At 72.7% G+C, this 3,114-nt stretch carries 2 protein-coding genes and 1 pseudogene; all 3 read left to right on the forward strand.

The features are described from left to right. The first annotated feature begins 88 nt into the window (after nucleotides 1-88). Nucleotides 89-1,261 (forward strand): acyl-CoA dehydrogenase family protein, encoded by a 1,173-nt coding sequence (locus JWP64_RS02120; RefSeq protein WP_297491642.1) that lies wholly within the window; start codon nucleotides 89-91, stop codon nucleotides 1,259-1,261. Nucleotides 1,262-1,312: 51 nt separating this feature from the next. Beyond that, nucleotides 1,313-2,350 (forward strand): acyl-CoA dehydrogenase family protein, encoded by a 1,038-nt coding sequence (locus JWP64_RS02125; protein WP_297491644.1) that lies wholly within the window; start codon nucleotides 1,313-1,315, stop codon nucleotides 2,348-2,350. After that, a pseudogene (locus JWP64_RS02130) lies at nucleotides 2,347-3,114 on the forward strand (thiolase); the annotation flags it as partial. The gene JWP64_RS02125 and the pseudogene JWP64_RS02130, both read left to right, overlap by 4 nt.

A 3,114-nucleotide genomic window follows, 5' to 3' on the forward strand; every position in this document is an offset into this window, starting at 1 on the left:
GTGGACGACATGGACAAGATGGCTAGCTTCGATCAGCGTCTAATGGGCATGGTCGTCCGCGCTGAGCTTCCTGCGCGGGTGACCCGGAATGAATCTTGACTTCACCGCTGACCAGGCGGAGTTCCGCGACGAGGTGCGGACCTGGCTGGCGGAGAACGCGCCCACCGAGCAGCGCCCGCACGAGGCCGCGCCGATGCGTGAGTACGACCTGGCCTGGCAGCGCACCCAGTGGGAGGGCGGCTGGGCCGGGATCGCCTGGCCGCAGGCCTACGGCGGCCGCGGGCTGACGACGGTCCAGCAGCTGATCTGGTACGAGGAGTACGCGAAGGCCGGACTGCCGAGCATCGACGCGTGCTTCGTCGGGCTCAACCACGCGGGCCCCACGCTGATCACCCGGGCGAGCGAGGAGCAGAAGGCCTTCCACCTGCCGCGGATCCTGCGCGGCGAGGTCGTCTGGTGCCAGGGCTTCTCCGAGCCCGAGGCCGGGTCCGACCTGGCGTCGCTGGCCACCCGCGCCGAGATCGACGGGGACCATCTCGTCGTCTCGGGACAGAAGATCTGGACCAGCTTCGCGAACCTCGCAGACCATCAGGAGCTCCTGGTCCGCACGGACCGGTCGGGGAAGAAGCACCACGGCATCACCTGGGTCGTCTGCGACATGAACAGCCCGGGCATCGACGTCCGGCCGATCGAGACTATCGACGGCGGCGCCGAGTTCTGCGAGGTCTTCTACGACGAGGTCCGGATCCCGCTGGCCAACGTGGTGGGCGAGGTCGACGAGGGGTGGGCCGTCGCGATGTCCACGCTCTCGTTCGAGCGGGGCACCGCCTACACCGCCAGCCAGGTCCGGCTCGCCGCCCTGGTGGAGAACCTCATCCAGCTCGCCGGGGAGCGCCTCGGGCCCGACGGGCGCCGCCCCGCGATCCAGGACGACGAGATCGCCCGCCGGCTCGCCACCGCCCGGGCCGAGGTCGCCTCGCTGCGCGCGATGACCTACGCGGGGATCTGCCGGAACCTGAAGACGGACACGCCGGGCCCCGAGGGTTCGATCATCAAGCTGTACTACGCGGAGGTGGCCAAGCAGGTCGCCGCGCTCGCGATGGACGTGCTCGGCCCGGACGGCCTGGAGTTCGTCTCCCGGTGGGTCCCCGGCGGCTGGTCGGGGCACTACTTCTACTCCTTCTCCGCCTCCATCGGCGGCGGCACGTCGGAGATCCAGCGCAACATCATCGGGGACCGCGTCCTCGGCCTGCCGCGCTGACGTCCCGCCCAGACCGCTGCATCCCGCGCGTCTCCCACAGACAGGACATCGATGGACCTCCTTCCCTCCGCCGACCAGCTGGAGCTGGTCGGCGCCGCCGCGGAGTTCTTCGCCGAGCAGGTGCCGATCTCCGCCATCCGCGAGCGCCGCGACGACGCCTCCGCCATCGCCCCGAAGGTCTGGACCGCCGGGGCGGACCTGGGGCTGCTCGGGCTCTCCGCGCCCGAGGACGTCGGCGGCTCCGGCCGCGGGCTCGACGACGAGGCGCTGATGTTCCGCGAGCTCGGCCGCGCCCTGGTGCCCGGTCCGTTCCTGCCGTCGGTGATCGGTGCCCGGCTGGCCGTGCTGGGCGGGCAGCCCGAGCTCGCCCGGTTCGTGGTCGAGGGGCACTCGCTGGTGGCCGCCGCGCTCCTGCGCGTCGGCGACGACACGGCCTCCCTGACGCCCACGGCCCTCACCGGCCGGATCCGCGTGATCGACCCGGCGAACGCGGAGTACGTGCTGGTCTCGGACGACGAGGGCGCAGGCCTTGTCGCGGTGGCCGCGCTCACCGACCTCACCCCGGTCGAGTCCAGCGACCCCGGCTCCCGGGTGGCGACCGCCGTCGCGGACGGCGTGCCCGTTACGTGCTGGGTGCCCGCGGAGCGGGACCCGATCGGGCTGCGCGGCACGGTCCTGGCCGCGGCACAGCTCGTCGGGATCGCCGAGGCGGTCCGCGACCTCTCTGTCGCGCACGCCAAGACCCGGGTCCAGTTCGGCCGGCCGATCGGCGTCAACCAGGCGATCAAGCACCGGTGCGCGGACATGGCCGTCGCGGCGGAGGCGGCGCTGCAGCAGACGTTGTTCGCCGCCGTCAGCCTGGAGTCCGGCCGGGCCGACGCCGAGTTCCAGGTGCGGGCGGCGAAGGTCGTCGCCGGGCGGGCGGCGCTGGGCAGCGCCGCGGAGACCGTCCAGGTGCACGGCGGGATGGGCTACACCTACGAGCATGACGCGCACCTCTACCTGAAGCGGGCGCACGTCGTGGACCAGTTGTTCGGATCGAGGACCGCGCAGCTCGCGCCCCTCCTCGCCCAGGAGGCGGCCCAGTGAGCACCGTGACCGTTCCCAAGGGCCGCCGCGCCGTCGTCGCGGGCGTCGGGCTCGCCTCGCCCGGCAAGGTCGCGACCAACCCGTACGCGCTGATCGCCCAGGCCTCGCTGCGCGCGCTGGCGGAGTCCGGCGTCTCCATGGCGGAGGTCGACGGCCTGGCCTCCACCTCGCTGGGCACCCTGGCCCCGATCGACGTGGGGGAGTACCTCGGCCTGCGGCCGCGGTGGATCGACTCCACCGCCGTCGGCGGCGCCTCCTGGGAGGTCATGCTCGCCCACGCCGCGGACGCCATCGCTGCCGGCCATGCGGACGTCGTGCTGCTCACCTACGGCTCCACCGCGAAGTCCGACCTGCGGCGCGGGCTGCGCACCGCGAACCTGAACTGGGGCTCGCGCGGGCCGCTGCAGTGGGAGGCGCCTTATGGGCACACGCTGATCGCGAAGTACGCGATGGCGGCCCGGCGGCACATGCACGAGTTCGGCACGACGATCGAGCAGCTCGCCGAGGTCGCCGTGTCCGCCCGGGCCAACGCCGCGGACAACCCCGAGGCCGCCTACCGGGACCCGATCACCGTCGACGAGGTGCTGTCCGGCCGCATGATCGCGGACCCGTTCACCAAGCTGCACTGCTGCATCCGCTCCGACGGCGGCGCCGCGGCGGTCGTCGTGTCCGAGGAGCGGGCGAAGGACCTCCCGGGCACCCCGGTGTACGTCCTGGGCACGGGGGAGAACGTCTCGCACGTCTCCACCAGCCAGTGGCCGGAC

This window comes from Pseudonocardia sp. (assembly GCF_025465255.1).
Lineage (GTDB): Bacteria > Actinomycetota > Actinomycetes > Mycobacteriales > Pseudonocardiaceae > Pseudonocardia.

Coding starts and splice junctions, on each gene's coding strand:
- JWP64_RS02120 (WP_297491642.1), top strand. CDS start 89: ATGAATCTTGACTTCACCGCTGACCAGGCGGAGTTCCGCGACGAGGTG.
- JWP64_RS02125 (WP_297491644.1), top strand. CDS start 1,313: ATGGACCTCCTTCCCTCCGCCGACCAGCTGGAGCTGGTCGGCGCCGCC.